Source organism: Flavitalea flava, from assembly GCF_054461575.1.
The window spans coordinates 30,231-46,987 of record NZ_JBTLQH010000049.1; the positions used below are offsets into that span (position 1 = coordinate 30,231).

Consider the following 16,757-nt stretch of genomic DNA (forward strand, 5'->3'; position numbering starts at 1 on the left):
CCTGATTCAACCATTGTACTGATTAGAAACACTATAGCATAACCCAATTAATCCCAAAGTTAATGAAAAGAACTTTACCTGAAGGTATTTGCCTTCCCGCAACAAAAACAATGGTAATAGCCATGAGACTGACCCTCCTCTTATTAATTGCGGGATGCCTTCAGGTAAGCGCCCGGGGATACGCCCAGAAGATCAGCTTTTCCGGAACCGATATACCCTTGCAACAGGTATTTTCGGTGATCGAAGAACAAACCGGTTATGGTGTGTTTATGGATCACGATCTGTTGCAGGATGCGCGGAAAGTGACCGTAAATGCGAAAGATGCCAGCATCGATGCGGTGCTAAAGGATTGTTTCAAAAACCAGCCTTTCCCGTTGACCTATACGATTGTGGGGCATACTATTAATATAATCAAAAAAAGACCTGAATCTATAAACCTGGAAGAATCTACTCTCGCCGATGAGGCAAGGCAGGAAGTGGGGGGGGTAGTGAAAGGGGAGGATGGCAAGCCTTTAGTCGGGGCGAATGTGAAGATCAGGAAATTGAATAAGTCGGGTCAAACGGATGCAAAAGGTGAATTTATATTTCAGGATATTCCAAATGGTAGGTATGTGATTGAAATTTCTTACGTAGGACACGAAGATTATAGGAGGGAAATTAAAGTGGAAAATAACCTGGTTAAAGTTACTGTGGTTATGAAAATTTCAATTAGTAGCTTGGACGCGAATGTAGTTAAAGGGTATTACAATACCACAGCCCGATTTAACACGGGTAATGTTACAACCGTAAAAGGAGAGGATATTATTAAGCAGCCGGTCTCAGATCCATTGCTTGCTCTGCAGGGGAGGGTACCGGGGCTCTATATTCAACAGACATCGGGCTTGCCAGGGTCTTATAGCACGATTTTATTAAGAGGGCAAAACAGTCTTCCTTTAGGAAAGCCTGTTACAGTTAATGATCCATTTTTTATTGTTGACGGAGTTCCATTTAGTTCTGCATCTCTTTCCAGTACTGATATCGGAGGAGGGGCGGTTGGCAATCCACTTTATGGAAGAGGTCAGGGATTGAGCCCTTTCAATAGCCTAAACCCTGCCGATATTGAAAGTATTGAAGTATTGAAGGACGCGGACGCTACCGCCATTTATGGCTCACGAGGATCCAATGGCGTAATCTTAATAACAACTCGGAAAGGAAAGGCTGGCCAAACAAAAGTTGATATTGATGTAAGCTCTGGAGGTGGAAGAGTTTCACGTAATGTGGATCTCCTCAATACTAAACAGTATTTGCAAGTGCGTCATGAGGCCTTTATTAATGATGGGGTAACTCCTGACCCCAATGTGGATTTTGATATGACCTACTGGGATACAACTAGGTACACGAATTGGCAAAAAGTGCTGCTTGGAAACACCGCTAATTACACTAATGTTCAATCTTCATTGTCAGGTGGAAATGCGAATACTCAATTTCATATAGGAGGCGGTTTTAATCATCAAGGAACTGTTTTTCCCGGAGATTATAGTAGTCAAAAGGCTTCGATTCTTTTTAATATAAATAATATTTCAAGCAATCAAAAGTTTCGCATTCAATTCACTGGTAATTATGTTTATAATAATAGCAAGATCCCAATGGCTGATTTTACTGGTAGTATTACCTTGGCTCCAGATGCACCAGCTATTTACAATAGTATTGGCAATATAAACTGGCAATTGAAGGGAGGTGGGGCTACATGGCTAAATCCAATGGCTGCAACACATTTACAGGCTAACGCCATAACGGACAATTTGATAAGTAACCTTACTTTGAGTTACCAAATATCTCATGATTTTCAGGTGAAAAGCAGTTTTGGGTACACTAAAACACAAATGAATCAAACACAACTTGCATTTTCTAGTGCTTCTCCTCCTCCGGATAATGCCAGCCCTTATTCAAGATCTAATTCATTTGCTACTACGACCGCTAATGCTTGGATTATTGAACCTCAAATTGAATTTCATAAGCAGGTTTCCAATTGGGTAATTGATGCATTATTAGGTTCTACTTTTCAACAAAATACTCAAAAATCTTTATCCGAAACAGCCCTTGGTTTTAGTAGTGATGAGCTTATAACCGACCCAAATGCCGCATCTCTATTTTATTTGAATGGCTATAATTATTCTTTATATCGATACAATGCGGTTTTTGGCCGTGTGGGTGTTCGATGGAAAGATCGTTACCTTCTTAATTTTACAGCTCGTCGGGATGGTAGTAGCCGGTTTGGACCTAGTAAACAATTTGGAAATTTCGGTGCAGTAGGGCCAGGATGGATATTTTCTGAAGAACCATTTATGAAAAATAAATTGCCTTGGATGAATTTCGGCAAACTCAGAGCAAGCTATGGGTTGACAGGAAACGATGCGATTGGAGATTATCAATTTTTAAGTACGTATTCAATTAATAGGTCCACTTATCAAGAATTTTCTGGATTATACCCCACACTTTTAAGTAATCCTAACTTTGCATGGGAACAGGATAAAAAATTAGAAGGCGGGATTGAGTTGAGGTTTTTGAAGGATCGTATACAATTAACTATAAGTTATTACAGAAATCAAACAGGAAATCAATTAGTTGGATTTCCTTTACCACAAATAACAGGATTTACTTCTGTTCAAGCCAATTTGCCGGCAGTAATTCAAAACACTGGATGGGAATTGTCATTTAATACAATTAATATAAAAACAACAAATTTTGCTTGGATAAGTTCGTTTAATATAAGTATTCCCAAAAACAAACTTGCTTCTTACCCTGGAATAAAAAATTCTCCATATGCATTTACATATTCAGTGGGCAAGTCTTTATTTGCCCAATACCTTTTCCATTTTACAGGGGTAGATCCTCAAAAGGGAATTTATACTTTTGCCAACAAGAATGGTTCAGGGATACCTTCTTTTGGAATAGATCAGGAATTAACAAAGCCTGTTACACAAGAGTATTATGGCGGATTTTCAAATACTTTTCAGTATAAAGGATGGAACTTAGATGTTTTCTTTCAATTTGTTAAACAAGTCGGTCATGGTTTTTTGAATGCATTTGGGTTACCACCAGGATTTTCCACAAATATGCCGGTAAATGTTCTTGATCGATGGCAAAAAAATGGAGATATCGCAAATGCCCAACAATTTACACAATCTTTTGCAACCGCAGCAAGTACAGCGTATTCATATATACAAGCAAGTGATGCAATTATTTCAGATGCTTCTTTTGTCCGACTCAAAAATGTTTCATTATCATATAGGTTCCCTTCTGAAATGATTAAAAAAATTGGGATAAAGAATGCATCAGCTTTCATTAATTGCGAAAATTTGTTAACTATTACAAAATACAAATTACTTGATCCAGAGGTGCAAGGTTTGGGCCTTCCTCCATTGAGGATGATTACTGCAGGTATCCATATGTCACTTTAATTTTTTGAAGTAAAATGAATTTCATGAAAGATTTATATATGACCTTGATTAATTTTAGCTTCTGTTTATCAATTCTACTTTTAAGCGGCTGTAAGAAATTTGTACAAATTGATTCGCCCCCAACCCTACTTGTAAGGGCAGGAGTATTTAGTGATAATACCACGGCAACCTCGGCCCAAACAGTTATTTATTCGCAAATGAGCGCTAACGGAGAGTCATCAACAATGTCTTTGTACTCTGGATTATTAGGTGATGAGTTAATTAGTTATTATTCTCCTACTAATATTGAGAGCCAAATTTATAAAAATTCAATGACACCTTTTATGGCAATAGGCCTATGGCCTCATTCATATAATTATATTTATCAAGCTAATGCTATTTTAGAAGGGCTTGCAACAAGCAATGGAATTAGCCAATCTGTTAGCCAACAACTAAGTGGAGAATCGAAATTTATTCGTGCATTTTGGCATTTTTACTTAACTATTTGTTATGGAGATGTACCTTTGGTTACTACTACTGACTATGCCTCGAATGCCTTACTTTTTAGGACTCCCCAAAAAGAGGTTTTTCAACAAATTATAAATGATCTTAATGATGCAAAGAATTTATTAAGCTCTAATTATATTGATTTTAGTGATACAACTGTAACCACGGAGAGAACCAGGCCAACACGCTGGGCAGCTAAAGCCCTTTTGGCTAGAACTTATTTATATGCAGGAAAATACGATAGTGCTGAACTTGAAGCAACTTCAGTGATCAATTATACTACCCTTTTTGGTATGGAACAAGATTTAAATAGTGTGTTTCTGGCAAACAGCCATGAAGCGATATGGCAAATACAAATTCCCCAGCCATCGATCTATGCAACTCAAGATGGGTTGATTTTTATCCTCAGGGCTGAGCCAAATGGGACCGGAAATGGAGTGTCTGTAGGTTCACAATTGCTGGCCAGCTTTGAGTCTGGAGATGGGCGAAGGGCAAATTGGATCCATGACTCTACATTTGGTGGAAATTTGTATTCTTATCCTTACAAGTATAAATTAGTCTATGCTGATCCCAACATAACAGAATATGTTATGGTCCTACGTTTGGCTGAACAATACTTGATTCGTGCAGAGTGCAGGGCGAAAACTGGTAATTTAGAAGGTGCGATTTCCGATCTAGACACAATTAGAATGCGCGCAGGTCTTTCTAGTTATAAAGGTGCAACCGATCAAGAGTCTTTGCTTGAGGCAATTCTTCATGAGCGGAGAGTTGAGCTGTTTACTGAATGGGGACATAGATGGTTTGATCTAATTAGAACTGAACATATAAATTCGGTCATGAGTGTTGTTGCACCAATGAAAGAAAGTGCTTGGAGCGCAGACGGTCACCAAAAATTATATCCGATCCCGCAATCAGAGCGTAATAAGGATCCTAATTTGACTCAAAACCCTCAGTATTGATTATTTCTTAATAAAAGTATAGGACAAATATGAAAACTTTATTACTAATTGTTTTTTCATTGATTTGCGTTGGCTGTTCTCAAGCCCAAAACAATAACCCTTCCTATTATCCTGAAGTTGGAAAACCTTGCCCTGAGTTTGAGTTAAAAAATATCAAATATTACCCTAAAAGAAAAGCCAGCTTAAAAGATTTTAGGGGTAAATGGTTGTTGTTGGATTTCTGGAATAGAGTATGTGGTGCTTGTGTCGCAAGCTTCCCACATGTCAATGAAATTCAGAAAAATTTGGGAGAAAGGGTACAGGTTATGATGGTTGGTATTGAAGATCCTAATAAACAAGTAGAAATTATCTACTCCAGATATAGGGCAAAAGAGGATCTATTAATGCCTTGCGCTTTCGATTCCGCGATTGCGCAGCGGTTTGATTTTTTAATCACGCCTCGATCAATCCTAATCGATGATAAAGGCGTTGTTCAGTGTATTACAACCACAATACACTTAAATGAAATGAAAGCTTTTTTAGCTGGGGAGCATCCTGTTCTACCCAAGGCTTTTCGAATGAATGAAACTCCTCCGGAAAGTATAAGTTCAAATTCAACTAAAATCATACCATTTGATTATGATAAACCTTTTGCGATAAATGGAAATGGCGGTGTTGATTCGGATTTTCTTTTTCGGTCAATTTTGACTACTTGGAAACCAGGGGTTAATGGAATATTAGACTATGGTAGTATTGATGCAGCGTTATTGGTAAATGTGAAGTCCGGTTTTTCTGTTTTAGGCGCTGATTTGAGGTCATTATATTTTTATGCATATTTGGGAACATCATATTCCTTTCCGGAGGAACCCTATTATGGGAAATATTCCCCTAAACTTTTTTTAGAAGTCACAGATTCTTCAATGTTTAAAGTCGATTATAAAACCGGAAAAAATCTTTTTTGCTATTCAGTAAACCTTCCTCCTTCGAAAATAAGTGTGGAAAGAGTGAAGGAGGTTATGCAAAAAGAATTAGAAAATTCCTTTGGCTTTTTTGTATCTGTAGAAGATAAAAAATGTCCTTGCTGGAAATTAATAGCTACGAAGGAAGGTAGAGAAAAAGTTAAAACAAAAGGAGGTGCAGTTGTAGATGAGATTATTGGGAGTGTTTTATATAAAGGAGTGAATATGCCATTTGAAAATGTATTCAAACTTATAAGCCGTGCAGCAGGGGATAATTATGTGATTGATGAATCTGGTATAAATGGAAATGTAGATATGACTTTAGAGTGTGGGAATTGTGTACTAACTGATATAAATGATATGAAAAAAATATTACATCCAATGGGGTTGGATCTAGTTCCCACAGAAAAGGAAATGAAGGTTTTGGTAGTACGAGATAGGATTAGTTTAGTTTCTCGGGACCAGACCTTTTAAGGTAGTTCTTCATAGTTCGGCATTATTATTTTTTTAGCCTTTTCTTAAGGAAACGTTGGGGCGCTCAAAAATAATAGAGGTTTTTTTTGGTAAGTTCCTAAATATGGGCAGGAATGTACTATAACTTCCGCCGAATCAATTGAGAGATATGTGCAAAGTTTTTTTCAAGAATGCCTATGTTGTGTTTAAACTCCCTTATAAAATTAAAAATAAAAACGAGGGTGCCTCAAATTGCTTTTTAAACACCCTCATTTTTACTTATTCACTTGCTAATTATTGTTGGTTATATTTAGCTATATTTACACAACGATTAGCTGCAGTGATGTGAGTGTAAACTGGGAATTGAAGAGTCCCCTTCCTATACACACAAGCGCCCTGAGTCCCATTTAATGTACAGGAAGTATTCAGTACGATTGTGCATAATGGTGCACCTGCTGAAATTTTGGTGTAAGTGAATACACTTAATTTAGGAATACGATTTGCATTTGAAGCTGCTACACCGGCAATTGCCAATATAGCTGTGGTAACTCCTAGAATAATTCTGGAACGTTTCATAAAAATGTAGGCTTTTTAAATTCAAAAAGCAGAAAAAACTTTAGTTTAAAATAATTATCTACTTTTAAGTAGTTCAACAAAAGGCAAGTAGATAGAAGCCATTTGGTGAGTTTGTCATGACAAGTTTCTGGACCCTGTCGGGTCACATTTTTATTATGTTAAGGCCAAAGTGGATGGCTCAATTCATTAGGATTTTGGTGTCTGATCAAAAAATGAAGGATTCCACTGTTGCCTGTAAATAAATCTGCTGTTGCGAATTCAGACATTTTAGTTAGCCAATATTTACTTCCATCTTCGCTTTTTTTTGCAGAATGTAGAAAGAAATTGGCAATCCAATCTGCCCGATTTTTCCAAAGTGTATTTTTACAAATAGTGAAAGCTTCTAGGTAGATTTCCCCCAAGCCAGCCAGTCCTGCACTAAGACTAAAATCGGTATAAATCGGATGGGGATTTAAATGTTGTAAAATATCCTCTGCTATTTCCTTATACAAAAGGTCTCCTAATATAGCATATGATTTAACAAACAACAATGCTATTCCTGGGATCCCATTTCCCATTCCCCAAAGATCAATGTCATTTGACTTCGTACTTATTGGCCATATATAGCAATCACTTTTTTTACGTCCAACTTTTAAAATCCAATCTAAAGACTTTACCAATGACTTTTTTACAGGATGGCTTGGATTTTTTTCAAGAAAGGCCAAGAGAAACCATGAGATACCTGCGATTCCTTTATTTAACCCGATTGCGGTATTTTTCCTATTTGATAAATTTAGTCCAAGATCCCAAGAACCATCTGGTTTCTGAGATTTGATCAAGTTATCTATAAAGGTTATTAAGACATTATCCTCTTTTGATGAATTAATCCATTTATTGGCGCGTATACGTGCAATCCCTTGTCCTGAAACTCCAGTTGAGAGATCTATGTTAGTTGTTGAGGAGAAGAAGCATGATTCTATACAGGAAATTGTATTTTGGGTTGCTGATAAGAGACCACTTTCTATTCCTTCCACCAGGGCCATTGAAATTCCCGCTCCTCCAGAATATAGTCCTGAGTTTGAGGGATTAGAATTCGTGAAATAATTCTGATTAAGGAATACCCAGCTTTGATTGTAAATCTCTACACAATTTTCAATATTGAAGCCGCACTTTTTCGCTCTTGCAACTAGCCAGAGTGGACCTGAAATACCTGTATGCCAACCTTCATAAATATCTTGTTCTATTTGCGGGTTTCCAATATTGTCTTCTTCTCTTTGTTTCATGGATAACCATCCTATTTGGGGTAGGATTAAATCAGGGTGAATTAAACCTTGGAGACCTTCTTGGATTGTATTTACGGCTGAAGATGAAAAATGCGAAGAATTTATGGGTTTTTCAAGAGGCTCAATTGTCGAACTTACACGGCTACGAAATTGAGTTACGATTTCCTGAAATTCAGTTAATGAAGGTCTTTCTTGGGGATTTACAGACTTGCAAGTGATTATCAAGCGAGCTATTTCTTCATCTTTTGTAAAAAAAAGAATTGCATTTTGCAGGTTTTCTTGATGATTTTGCTCAAGTTTTATAGGGGGTAAATTTGTAAAAAATTCTTGAGCTAAAGCTCCGAGACCATAAATATCTTCCTTAATTGATGGCTTAGTATTTCCTGAATTTTGTTCTGGTGACATATAACCAGGCGTTCCTAATGAAAAAGGTGGATCAGGATAACTTCGGTTTATTGACCACGCTAATTCCATATCTATCAGCCATATTTTTTCATTCAGATCTACAATGAAATTATGAGAAGTTATATCTCTGTGCAAATATCCCTTTTCATGAATTCTCCTGATAATATCAAGTGTTTCTAATAGCCGATCTATTAAAGCAATTTTTGAAGAATTATTTAAATCTATCCAAGAACGACCTTTATAGTATGAAGCGATCCAGTTTTGTAGAGAAACCCCTTTTATGAAAGCCATTGCCAGATAACTATCTTCGTATTCTTGAAAAAAATCAAACACTTCTGGCATTGGTACATATTTATTTAACATTTGGTATAATTCATTTTGCCATCTTAGGCGATCCCTAATATCTCGTCCAGAAGAATCTACAAACATCTGTTGGCGACCTTGCTTGATCAGGCAAGTATGGATTTGCCATAGTTTCTTGAAATATATACCCTTGATCACATTACCTTTTGCATCAGGTTTTATGGTTATAAGAGGATAATAGGAAAAATTTAATAACTTTCTTCGAATTGGAGGGATAGGGATTGTTATGTCGGAAAATGGCCAGGAAATACCTTTTGGCATTTCAAAAGGTATTGTATATGGATCTGGAACTAACTGCCCTTGATTATTATATATATATTGCACAGGGTCACCGTTTTCATTAGTGACCATTATAGGAGTAAAGGATCCAAATCTTGTATAAACAATACTACCTAAATGACGATCAGTATGGATGATTGGCCCTTTGTAGTCATTAGTAAGTAAAATCAGTTTTTTGGCTATAAAATTAGTATCTTGATCAATCGTGGGATAAACACATACAATTTTCCCTAAATTAATAAATCCTAGTCCACCATCAAGAAGATTGGATACTGTATTTAAGTCTCTAGCGATTTTAAAAGGAACTTGCCATTCCAAAAGTTTTGGAATAAGAACTTGTAACAAGTTAGCTACTTGCAATTTAATCACGGAAAGGTGAATGATCCATCCCTGAGTTTGCTTTATTTCTCCGACCTGCCAATAATATCCAGAAGGACTTCCCTCCAATCCATATGTCTTTAATATTTCTGAGTAATTATTTAGCTGAAGAACTTTATCCATATTTTTCGTATTTATAATTGTTTAATGTAGTCTATGATTTGAGAACCAGATGCTCCTCCACTAAAAGTTGCTCTTATTCGTTTATTTTTATCATAAATGACTAAGTAAGGAATTGTAGCCTCTTTGAAATTTCTTAGGATAAAAAAGTTATAATCTCTGGCTAATGTTATATTTGGGAAAAGATATAATTTATACATTTTATTATAGACCTGGAGACGATCAAAAGGGTCATTGGTAATAAAATAGAAATGTACATTCTTAAGCGAATCTATTTTTTTAAGAATGCCTTCAGTTACTTCCTGACAATGTTCACAGTCTGGGCTGAAATATAAGATTGCAAATGGTTTGCCTTCAGGGATAGATGTGGTATTAAATTTAGTCACGCTATCTACAAGCAAAAGGTTGAACGAAGGTAAAATTTCTCCTCCTTTTATGGAAGGTTTACATTTTACCATAGAAAATATTAAACAGAAGATTAAAATCTTTTTCATTTAAATACAGTTAAAATCAGCTAATTACCAACCTATTTTGAGTCTTATTTAATCTTAACCTATTCAGCCAGACAGCGAACAAAGCCAAGATTGAAAAACTTGTATTAAAATAAAGATGCTGGTGCCAATTCATTTGGGAAATTATACCTCCGCAAGTACACGGCCTGTCTGTCCGGAATTCAAGCATATAACCAATATAAATAGTAAAAATTATCATAAGTGCTGCGGAACAATATAAACCCCACTTGCGTAATCGTGGTGTGTCAAGGAAAAAGGGAATCAATAAAAGTAATGCGATTATAATCTCTAATGGAGGTATAATATCCGAAACTATCAGATAAGTATGTTCCATCAGTGGGGATTTTGAAAGTGCCCATCTAAAATGTGTTAGGTCCATTAATTTATAAATTCCAGTATATAAGAAAAGTATAATGAACAAACAGGAGATAATGTCTACGATAATTTCTTTTTTCATGGTTTATGCAATTATTTTTTTAGAAGGGTCTGTTTTATATATAGCTTCACCTGTCAATAGAGCTACACACAAGCTGACCAATATTGGGAATACCTGGTATCGGAGAACGATCGGAGAAGCAAATACACTAAATCCTGTATTTAATAGCCAGAGTGTTATTGCAACTCCCAGGAGGGCGGGAAGCCCTTTTGTTCTTTTTAATCCACCCAAAATTAAGAGACCAACAACATGAAGTAGTAATAAAAGGTTAACCAGAGCCGAAAATACTGGATACCATTCCGTAAACAGGATCGGACCTGCTTTTTTATTGTTGGCTTTAACCCGTTGACTTTTATAATGAAACCAGTTTTTAGCAAACATTCCTACACTGTCTCCTCCCATATTATACATTCCAAGGAATTCTGATGGTGGAACGGCGAATTTTATAGCATTAGGGAACATAAAGGTTTGAATATAAGACCAGGGGTGTTTAAGGATTAACCACTTGGCGTAGTCCAAATAAAGAGGGGCTTCAGACGCCCAGCGATTAAAATAGGTGGTTGTGCTGTCTTTTTTCCATTCATTTTCAAGATATAGACTTAAGGGGCTTCGACCGCTCCAGAGATAAAAATAGGAGTTAGCTGAATCTTCTGCGGTCAGCTTTACTTTTTTCAGCGTATCCATATGTTGGCGAACCATACCTTCCAGTTTTGCAAACCTTTTCGGAACTTCCCCTCTTTCTGATGCCGGAATATGTTCATACATATAGAGCGCATTATTAGCCATTTGCCAGCCTCCAAAAGCGGAAAATTGACGATGACCAGTAATTTCCTGCATTTTCTGGCTGGTATATAAAATTGACACGAATACTAAAGCTGTACCCAACGTTATACCTGCCAGCTTTCTTTCCCACCGTTGTCTGGAGAGGAGGAAGACTAATGCCGCAATTATAGGGTAATAGATAGCATTATATCTTAAGGTAAAACAAGCTAATAGAAGGATGCCCTGTAACCATAATTGATAGGGCCTGGGACGATAAAGAATCCATAAGAGTACAGTAAGCCAGGTCAGGCTAAAGCCAAAAAACAACGCATCTGCCGAAACATAATTGCTTACATACAATGGAATTGGATTTAGAATGCAAAAAAACCATAAGACCCGTTGAACGATCTTTCCCGGGCGTAAAAAATAAAAAAGAGTTAATAAAAAGAAAATGGCTGTTGCCTGCATGAAAAGGTATTGAATACCAACCAAGACCTTATCAGAATGGGTAAACACACTAATCAGCCGTAGAAATTTTGAATAAGCCACCGGCCACATATTTACGTCTGCGTTTGAAAATGCTCCATCCAGGTAAGAATAGGAATCTGGCATATAATTGGCAAAAGGATAATATCTTTTAAATAGTATAAACTGAATGATAAAGGCAATGCCTGACAAGTATAACCAGACACGGTTGCCTTTGTTATTCCAGATAAAATCTATAAAGGAAGGCTCTGTCCGCTGAGCCTTCCCCTGGACAGGCTGAGGGGTTGATTTTCCCGTTTCTGTCTTTTCCTCATGATATTCCTGTTCCGTATTTATAGACCATATATTTTCTTTGCTGGTAATTGCTGCCGCAATATTGTCCACAGCCACCATGGACGTTAGCATCGAATGGTCGGAATTATTGTATTTATGCATCCCATTACGGCCTACCAGGAATAGATTCCGGAATTTATCCGTAAACTCCCTGACCTTATCAAACTGATCATAGGTGCCAAAATATGCAGGATAGGTTTTTTCCATACGTCGTACGGTGGTATCCAGTATGTCATTTGTATTAGCCAATCCCATCTTTTCTAGTTCTGCTACTGCCAGTTTTTGTATAGTATCGTCATCCAGATCCCAGAAGGCATCGGTCTTGTTGCAGAAGTATTCCATGCCGATCCACACGGTAGACGGATCCTTGATCATCCCATCTCCCCAGTTGTTATAGATCATCAGTCTTCCAACCTTTACATCCCGTTCCTGGATATAGATCCAGTTGTCTTTCAGATCCAGTTTTTCATAATGACTGCTGTTTTTAGAAGGCGCTGACAGTTGTTTTAGTAAAATCCCCACATTAATGAAGTCCCGGTATTGCAAACCTGCCGCAATCTCCTTAACGTTTGGAGGGACCGCCTCGCCCATTCCAGCAATGAGTTCCTTCACCGGCATAGTGGAGAAGAAATAATCTCCTTCCCAAACTCCTGTTTCACCTGTCAGGCTATTGACTGTGGTTATAGCAACTATTTCCTGATCTGCCTGTTCGATCTTCTGCACATCCTGGTTCAAATAGACCTTTCCCCCCATTTCCTCTACTTGCCTGGCTACTTCTTCCCAAAGCGACCCGGGTCCATATTTGGGATAAAGGAACTGTTCAATGAGGCTGGTCTCCGTGCTTTTTTGTCCGATTCCTGATTTCTTTTTAGGCCGTAGGTTCTGAATGGCGTGAGCAATAGCCTTACTTAGAGAGACTCCCTTTATCCTTTGTGCTCCCCATTCTGCAGAGATTTCATGACAGGGTACACCCCATACCTTTTCTGTATAATCTTTGAAAAATAAGAGATATAGTTGTCGGCCAAATTTATTGATGATAAAATCTTCCAGGCTTTTCTCCGGTTTACGGGGAAATATCTTAATAAGTATAAAAGAGACCATGATCCGGATGGTTCTTATAAGGCCTAAGGTCTTTAACGTGTCGACCCCGAGTTGAATGGGATAGGCAAAAAACTTACGAAGAAAATAAATGCGGGTCAAGCGCTGAATGATCAGCATTTTTTTATCTGTAGGTGTATTTGCTCCGGTTTCAATGGCATTCTCTTCTGATTGCCTGACTTCCCTTGTTTTATTCTGGTAAGAAATCTTTACATCGTCCTTCCCATTTGTTTCCAGTGGCATAATTTTTAGCCACCAGTCCATAACTCTGTCTGATTTAGAGAAGAAGCGATGTGGGCCCATATCCATCCTATTGCCCTTATAATTAATCGTCTTGGAGATTCCGCCTATATCACCGCTTTTTTCCAGGATAATAGGAATAATATCTGTTCTTTTTAACAATTCATATGCCGCAGTCAACCCTGCCGGCCCGGCACCAATGATAATCGCTTTTTTGGGCATAGCTTAAGAGATTTCTGGTTGTATGGATGCTGATGAGGGAACATGCACTTTTTTCTTTTCCGGTGCTGCTAAATCCAGCCAATCCGTTAAGAGCATAGAAAAAGCCAGGAATATGATCATGGGAAAGACCTGGTATCGAATGACGATAATATTGGCAAAGACGCTAAAACAGAAATTCAGGAATAAAAAACTGCTTATAATAATTATTGAATAGGAAAAGAAACGAGGAGCGTTTTTTAAGCCATTTTTTCGAAAGAATAGAACGAGATTTCCTAAGAAGTATAGATTCATGGCCATGAATAATCCTGTATATATAAATAATATAGCACCTTGTAGAGTCTTCGATATCGACTTGATTTTCAGGCTGGAATAGTCGAACCAAAATGCAGCAATTGGAGATATTTCATCCAATCCCAGATTATAGATTTCCAATTTTTCTAATGGAGGTAGAAAATAATTCTTTGTATTAACCAAAATAAAATAGCGCGCATAGGCAATGGGGTGTTGTTTAATTAGAAATATTCCATATTGCCCAAAGATTGGTGCTACTTTTCCCCAACTTACAACATCTTCGTAATTGGTTTGGGGGCTGTAATGTCTTGATTTGTATTGTTTAAGTGGAGCTTCTGGTTGCCTGATAAAAAAATTAGCGACATAAGAAGGTAATTCTCTTGCTGATGCAGGAATGGTTCGATAAAACTCTCTGGCTATTCGATCCAGTTCGGCAGTCTCTGGCGTTGGAAATTTCGTACTATCGACATCAATATACTCCCGTATATAAAGCGCATTATTCCCCCATTGCCATCCCCCTAGTATTGGAGGGAATTGGGCTGTGCCCGTCATTTTTTTAGCTGCTTCTGACGAAAATAAAATGAAAGGGAGAATTAGTATTGGGCCTGAAATGATACCTGCTGCTTTTATCCAATTTTGTTGTTGGGACATTAAAAAAGCAAATGCGGAAATAATTGGATAATACATAGCATTATATCGAAAGGTAAATGCAATAAACATTACCAAGGATTGTACAAATACCATATACAATTTGGGTCGACGAATTATCCATATTAATTGTGTCAACCAAATCAGACTCAAACCGGTGAAAATGGCGTCACTGGTCACATAATTGCTTAAATAAAGAAAAAGTGGATTAAAGAAAAGAAACAAGCATAGAATAATTCGGGTGTTTTTTCCTGTGTTATAAAAATATACAATAGTGTGATAAAAATAAAGGGCCGTAACTTCTAAAAACATATATTGAAAAAAGATCAAGGCTTTTGCAGAGTGGGTAAACCAATGAAAGATCAATAAGAATTTTGAATAGCCTATCGGCCAGATGTTGACATCCATATGTGCATATGCAGCATAAAGGTAACTATAACTGTCTGAGAAGAAATCTGGGAATGGATATAATAATTTAAATACGATAAACTGACAGATCATTAAAAAGATTATCAAGGCACTGTAAACCTTATTTTCTCCATAGATATATTGTCTAAAACTATTTATGCTGGGTATTTGCTTTAATATTAGACCTGGATGATAAGTCGTAGCTACTTCAATAGCGATAGGCGGTTGGCTTTCATTTGCTTTTTTCATGCAGATGCAGTAGAATAAGGTTTACAAAATATTTATAGACTGCTACTAGTTCGGATTTCTACCAGTGAAATATTGAATATCTGTGTTTTTTCTTAATTTCAAACCAAGGTACATTGGTAATAGTATCGAAAACAAATCCATTACTATAAAATTCTAACTTTTTTCTACTATTGTTTATATTTATAAATAGTAAGTAATTCTATCTACTCTTAAATTCACTATAACTAAATGCTACACTAGGGGATTCAAGAAATTATTTGCCGTTCTTAATATAAATAGTGTTTTGCCGAATCTTTTGAGAGGGATCATAAAAGAATATTTATTATGAAGTAAGTATTTATTTTTTTTAAAGTGGATTGTAATATACCGGATGGTGACAAAGAAATGGCAAGCCACCCCCCTGTGTATAATATGGCGTTCTTATTGTTCCATTTTGGTAAAAACATTGAAGCAATGTTCCATTTATTGAACATGCGGTGAATGCCATTTTTGTGCACTTTTGTGGGGATGATATTCTAGTATAATAGAACATTCTTGTTAAAGGCATAACACGTGAATTAGTTGCAGCCAGTCCTGCAATGGTTAATGCAATTGTAGTAAGGCCAAGAAAAAGTCTGTTACGTTTCATAAAAAATTTGTTTAACGGTATTCAGATAAAACATTAAAAGGTCAAGTAATAATTGTTAATTTTGCTGATCTAGAAATTGGCTTAGGTGTTTAATAAATTTTATGAGTATATTTTTTAATTTTATCTGCAATGTCTATTTGTTGCTAGAAAAAATAAAATAAAGTAGGGTCATACTGATAATATTTCTATTCCTTCCAATGCAATAAATTTTAACTAAGTTACATTATGTCCTCTTTCGAAACCAAGTCGATTACTATAGCTTTTCTTTTTTTTTTAATAATTGTTTTTTCTTTTTGAGAATAAGTGTAACTCAGTAAAATGAAATGTAATCACATTTCCATCATTGAGTGTACAGAAATTGGGCAATAAGGGATGAAATATTTATAATTATTGTATTCACATTTAAAGCACCAATTTTGCAGATCTAATATTTGCTTTCACAAATTTTTTGTTTTAGTAAGATTCTGTTGATGAGAATTAAGTATTTGAGGTTTCCCCATTTCTCTAGAGGTGTGAAGTAATAGTGTAAGCTCCCCCGAACTCCGGCCACAAGAATTAGAGTTACCAATTGAATGAATTGTTAACTTTAAACTTGAATTATGAAACGCAAGCAATTTACAGAGAGTCAAATCGTATCAGCCCTTAAACAGCAGGAAGGGGGCATTCCTGTTAAGGATATAGCCCGTGACTTGGGCATTAGTGAAGCCATGTAATCGGCAATCACAAATGCAGGATTTTTCGTAATCAGGAATACACAGTTTTTGGCAACAAGGAGTACATAGGTT

Annotated in this window: 9 protein-coding genes and 1 pseudogene; 4 read left to right on the top strand and 6 right to left on the bottom strand. The window is 36.6% G+C overall.

Annotated elements, in window-relative coordinates; genetic code table 11:
- Positions 1–62: 62 nt before the first annotated feature.
- Genes ACX0G9_RS27080 through ACX0G9_RS27090 form a run of 3 tightly spaced genes read left to right on the top strand, consistent with a single transcriptional unit; the run spans position 63 to position 6,297 of the window.
- Complete coding sequence (locus ACX0G9_RS27080; protein WP_459068108.1) at positions 63–3,440, top strand: SusC/RagA family TonB-linked outer membrane protein; 3,378 nt, start codon at positions 63–65, stop codon at positions 3,438–3,440.
- A 23-nt stretch (positions 3,441–3,463) separates the two neighbouring features.
- Positions 3,464–4,885 (top strand): RagB/SusD family nutrient uptake outer membrane protein, encoded by a 1,422-nt coding sequence (locus ACX0G9_RS27085; protein WP_459068109.1) that lies wholly within the window; start codon positions 3,464–3,466, stop codon positions 4,883–4,885.
- A gap of 29 nt (positions 4,886–4,914) precedes the next feature.
- Complete coding sequence (locus ACX0G9_RS27090) at positions 4,915–6,297, top strand: TlpA family protein disulfide reductase (RefSeq protein ID WP_459068110.1); 1,383 nt, start codon at positions 4,915–4,917, stop codon at positions 6,295–6,297.
- Between the two features lie 273 nt (positions 6,298–6,570).
- Here the strand turns inward: ACX0G9_RS27090 and ACX0G9_RS27095 are convergent, their stop codons facing one another.
- The 6 genes from ACX0G9_RS27095 to ACX0G9_RS27120 all read right to left on the bottom strand — a co-directional run bounded on the left by ACX0G9_RS27095 (position 6,571) and on the right by ACX0G9_RS27120 (position 15,344).
- Positions 6,571–6,852, bottom strand: a complete 282-nt coding sequence (locus ACX0G9_RS27095) for a hypothetical protein (protein WP_459068111.1) — start codon at positions 6,850–6,852, stop codon at positions 6,571–6,573.
- A 158-nt stretch (positions 6,853–7,010) separates the two neighbouring features.
- Positions 7,011–9,662, bottom strand: a complete 2,652-nt coding sequence (locus ACX0G9_RS27100; RefSeq protein ID WP_459068112.1) for a class III lanthionine synthetase LanKC N-terminal domain-containing protein — start codon at positions 9,660–9,662, stop codon at positions 7,011–7,013.
- Between the two features lie 11 nt (positions 9,663–9,673).
- Positions 9,674–10,153 carry a TlpA family protein disulfide reductase gene (locus ACX0G9_RS27105; RefSeq protein WP_459068113.1) on the bottom strand — a complete coding sequence of 160 codons (480 nt, stop codon included), beginning with the start codon at positions 10,151–10,153 and terminating at the stop codon, positions 9,674–9,676.
- A gap of 16 nt (positions 10,154–10,169) precedes the next feature.
- The gene (locus ACX0G9_RS27110; protein ID WP_459068114.1) at positions 10,170–10,628 is read right to left on the bottom strand and encodes a MauE/DoxX family redox-associated membrane protein; all 459 of its coding nucleotides are present in this window, start codon (positions 10,626–10,628) and stop codon (positions 10,170–10,172) included.
- 3 nt (positions 10,629–10,631) lie between these two features.
- Entirely contained in the window at positions 10,632–13,748 is a 3,117-nt protein-coding gene (locus ACX0G9_RS27115; protein WP_459068115.1) for an NAD(P)/FAD-dependent oxidoreductase, read from the bottom strand.
- A 3-nt stretch (positions 13,749–13,751) separates the two neighbouring features.
- Positions 13,752–15,344, bottom strand: coding sequence for a hypothetical protein (locus ACX0G9_RS27120; protein WP_459068116.1), 1,593 nt, complete (start codon positions 15,342–15,344; stop codon positions 13,752–13,754).
- Between the two features lie 1,227 nt (positions 15,345–16,571).
- On the opposite strand from ACX0G9_RS27120, the pseudogene ACX0G9_RS27125 reads away from it, so the two are divergent.
- A pseudogene (locus tag ACX0G9_RS27125) lies at positions 16,572–16,679 on the top strand (transposase); the annotation flags it as partial.
- Between the last annotated feature and the right edge of the window lie 78 nt (positions 16,680–16,757).

What these genes read in the sequence shown, in the direction of transcription:
- ACX0G9_RS27110 (WP_459068114.1), bottom strand. Translation starts at nt 10,628, where the DNA reads ATGAAAAAAGAAATTATCGTAGACATTATCTCCTGTTTGTTCATTATA.
- ACX0G9_RS27080 (WP_459068108.1), top strand. Translation starts at nt 63, where the DNA reads ATGAAAAGAACTTTACCTGAAGGTATTTGCCTTCCCGCAACAAAAACA.
- ACX0G9_RS27115 (WP_459068115.1), bottom strand. Translation starts at nt 13,748, where the DNA reads ATGCCCAAAAAAGCGATTATCATTGGTGCCGGGCCGGCAGGGTTGACT.
- ACX0G9_RS27090 (WP_459068110.1), top strand. Translation starts at nt 4,915, where the DNA reads ATGAAAACTTTATTACTAATTGTTTTTTCATTGATTTGCGTTGGCTGT.
- ACX0G9_RS27095 (WP_459068111.1), bottom strand. Translation starts at nt 6,852, where the DNA reads ATGAAACGTTCCAGAATTATTCTAGGAGTTACCACAGCTATATTGGCA.
- ACX0G9_RS27105 (WP_459068113.1), bottom strand. Translation starts at nt 10,153, where the DNA reads ATGAAAAAGATTTTAATCTTCTGTTTAATATTTTCTATGGTAAAATGT.
- ACX0G9_RS27120 (WP_459068116.1), bottom strand. Translation starts at nt 15,344, where the DNA reads ATGAAAAAAGCAAATGAAAGCCAACCGCCTATCGCTATTGAAGTAGCT.
- ACX0G9_RS27100 (WP_459068112.1), bottom strand. Translation starts at nt 9,662, where the DNA reads ATGGATAAAGTTCTTCAGCTAAATAATTACTCAGAAATATTAAAGACA.
- ACX0G9_RS27085 (WP_459068109.1), top strand. Translation starts at nt 3,464, where the DNA reads ATGAAAGATTTATATATGACCTTGATTAATTTTAGCTTCTGTTTATCA.